Origin of the sequence: Streptomyces anandii JCM 4720 (assembly GCF_014650655.1) — a bacterium.
Taxonomy (GTDB): domain Bacteria; phylum Actinomycetota; class Actinomycetes; order Streptomycetales; family Streptomycetaceae; genus Streptomyces; species Streptomyces anandii.
Window position 1 is genome coordinate 324,947 of sequence record NZ_BMVJ01000004.1, and the last position, 3,039, is coordinate 327,985.

The 3,039-nt window shown below is 73.2% G+C and carries 3 protein-coding genes; all 3 read right to left on the minus strand.

The genetic code is table 11. The features are described from left to right. The coding region (locus IE249_RS10140) for a glucose-1-phosphate adenylyltransferase (RefSeq protein ID WP_229857995.1) at positions 1-1,081 on the minus strand (1,081 nt) is incomplete at its 3' end. Positions 1,082-1,132: 51 nt separating this feature from the next. Next, complete coding sequence (gene glgA, locus IE249_RS10145) at positions 1,133-2,284, minus strand: glycogen synthase (RefSeq protein WP_189704564.1); 1,152 nt, start codon at positions 2,282-2,284, stop codon at positions 1,133-1,135. 39 nt (positions 2,285-2,323) lie between these two features. After that, the coding region (locus IE249_RS10150) for a (2Fe-2S)-binding protein (protein WP_189704438.1) at positions 2,324-3,039 on the minus strand (716 nt) is incomplete at its 5' end.

A 3,039-nucleotide genomic window follows, 5' to 3' on the forward strand; every position in this document is an offset into this window, starting at 1 on the left:
CGATCGCGCCCCGGCCGATGCGCACGTTGTCGTGCAGCACCGAACCCTGCACCACCGCCCCCGGGTCGACCCGGACGCCCGGGGACAGCACCGAGCGGGTCACCTGCCCGCGGATCAGGCAGCCCGCGCTGATGATCGACTCGCTCGCGATGCCGCCCGCGTTGAACCGGGCCGGCGACAGCTGGGTGGAGTGGGTGTAGACGGGCCAGTCGCGGTTGTAGAGGTTGAACGCGGGACGTTCGGCGATGAGGTCCATGTGCGCGTCGTAGTACGCGTCGAGGGTGCCCACGTCCCGCCAGTAGCCCTGGTCGCGGCTGGTCTCGCCGGGCACGTGGTTGGCGCTGAAGTCGTACAGCTGCGCCTCGCCCCGGTCGGTGAGCTGGGGAAGGATCGAGCCGCCCATGTCGTGCACCGACCGCTCGTCCTCGGCGTCCCGCTGCAGCGCCTCGATCAGCGCCTTGGTGGTGAAGATGTAGTTGCCCATGGAGGCGAACACGCACTCCGGGTCGTCGGCCAGCCCCGGCGGGTCGGCGGGCTTCTCCAGGAACCGCTCCACGGTCTGCCCGTCCGAGCCCGGGCTGATCACGCCGAAGGACGAGGACTCCGCGCGCGGCACCCGGATGCCGGCCACCGTGACCCCCGCTCCGCCCTCGATGTGCTGCTGGAGCATCTGCCGGGGGTCCATGCGGTAGACGTGGTCGGCGCCGAAGACCGCGACGTAGTCGGGCTGTTCGTCGTATATGAGGTTCAGCGACTGGAGGATCGCGTCGGCGCTGCCCAGGTACCAGCGCGGCCCGAGCCGCTGCTGCGCGGGGACCGGGGTGACGTAGTTGCCGAGCAGGCTGGACATCCGCCAGGTGGTGGTGATGTGCCGGTCCAGCGAGTGCGACTTGTACTGCGTGAGCACGCAGATGCGCAGGACGTCACCGTTGACCAGGTTGGACAGCACGAAGTCGACCAGGCGATACGTTCCGCCGAAGGTCACCGCCGGTTTGGCGCGGTCCGCGGTCAGGGGCATCAGACGTTTGCCCTCTCCGCCCGCGAGGACGATTCCGAGGACCGAAGGTCCACCACGACGCATGGCCGCTCCCCTCACCCGGTTGACACCACTACTGCCCCTGAGCAGTGAGGACTAAGCCTGTTTGAGGATCTCCCCGTACAGCCGCACCGTCCGCCGGGCCACCGCGTCCCAGCCGAACTCCTCGACCGCGCGCCGCCGTCCGGCCTCGCCCATGCGGCGGGCCGCCTCCGGATCGCCGAGCACCCGGTCCAGGGCGCGGGCGAGTCCCGGCTCGAAGTCGTCGTCGACATCGACGAGTACCCCCGTACGGCCGTCCTCGACCACCTCGGGAATGCCGCCGACCCGGGAGGCCACGACGGGCGTGCCGCACGCCATCGCCTCCAGGTTGACGATGCCGAGCGGCTCGTAGACCGAGGGGCAGACGAAGACGGCCGCGTGGGTGAGCAGCTGCACCACGTCCGGGCGCGGCAGCATCTGCGGGATCCAGTGCACGCCCTCGCGGACCCGGCTCAGCTCCTCGTACAGATCGCGGAACTCGCGGTCGATCTCGGGCGTGTCGGGCGCGCCGGCGCACAGCACGACCTGCGCGGACGGGTCGATGTCCCGCACCGCGCGCAGCAGGTGCGGCACGCCCTTCTGGCGGGTGATGCGGCCGACGAACAGCACGTAGGGCCGGTCGCGGTCCAGGCCGATGCGGTCCAGGGCCCCGGTGCCGTGGTCGGGCCGGTACAGGCCGGTGTCGATGCCGTTGTGGATGACGTGCACGCGGGACGGGTCGAGCGCGGGGTAGCAGCCGAGGATGTCCTCGCGCATGGCCGCGGAGACGGCGACGACCGCGTCGGCGGCCTCGATGGCGGTCCGCTCGGCCCAGCCGGACAGCGCGTAGCCGCCGCCGAGCTGCTCGGCCTTCCAGGGGCGCAGGGGCTCCAGGGAGTGCGCGGTCATCACGTGCGGCACGCCGTACAGCAGCTTGCCGAGGTGGCCGGCGAGGTTGGCGTACCAGGTGTGGGAGTGGACCAGCTCGCAGCCCTCCAGGCCCGCGGTCATGGCCAGGTCCACCGAGAAGGTGCGCAGCGCGTCGTTGGCGCCGTCCAGCGCGGACCAGGGACGGTGGCGTACGACGCCGTCGGCGCGGCCCTCGCCCCAGCAGTGCACCTCCAGGTCGACCAGCGGCCGCAGCTCCCGCGCCAGGAACTCGACGTGTACGCCGGCGCCGCCGTACACGTCCGGCGGGTACTCCCGGGTCAGCAGTCCCACTCGCACCCGCAACCCCCTGATCTCAGCGGCCGGTCGCCTTCATGGTCACCCAGATGTGGCGCGTGGGGAAGAGTGCGGCGCTCGTGTGAAGCAACAGTCGCCGCAGACCCCGCCGCCGGGGACACGGTAGTAGAGGCAGCAGCTGCGCCGCCGGAAGGCGGTGCCGGTGCCGGTGAGCGTGCCGGTCCCGGCGAGATACGGATGGTCCAGGAGCCGCCCCGCCAGCCGCCGGGCCCGCTCACCGGCCCGGGCGTGGCCGCTCTGCCCCGCCCAGCGGTCCAACTGGCGTGCCGCGCCCGCCAGTGCGGAGGCCGCGTTGCCCCGCAGCAGACCGGGGGCGACCCGGTACCGGGCGCGCAGGACCGCCGCCAGGGGCTCGAGGTGGTGGTGCACGACGAGTGCGGCGAGCGTGCCCGCGTCCCCGGGCAGCGGGCGTACGCCGGCGAGCCACAGGTCGTCGGGGGCGCTCGCCGCCGGGTCCCAGCGCAGGAGGCGCGGATCGAGGTCGGGGACTTCGCCGTGGAGGGCGGCGCAGGCGAGCGCGACGGACCAGAGCCGGGCGGCGAGCGCCTGGTGCGCCACCGAGGCGGCGACCCGCGGTTCGGGCGCGCGGATCCCGGCGGCCACCTTGCCGACGCGGATGACCACGGGATGCCGGCGGGAGACGTCGCCGGGCGGGGCGGCGTACGCCTCGGCGAGGGTGGGCAGCGGTGCGCCGGGCGGGGCGCCGGTGCGCAGGACGAAGAAACCGCCGAGGCGGC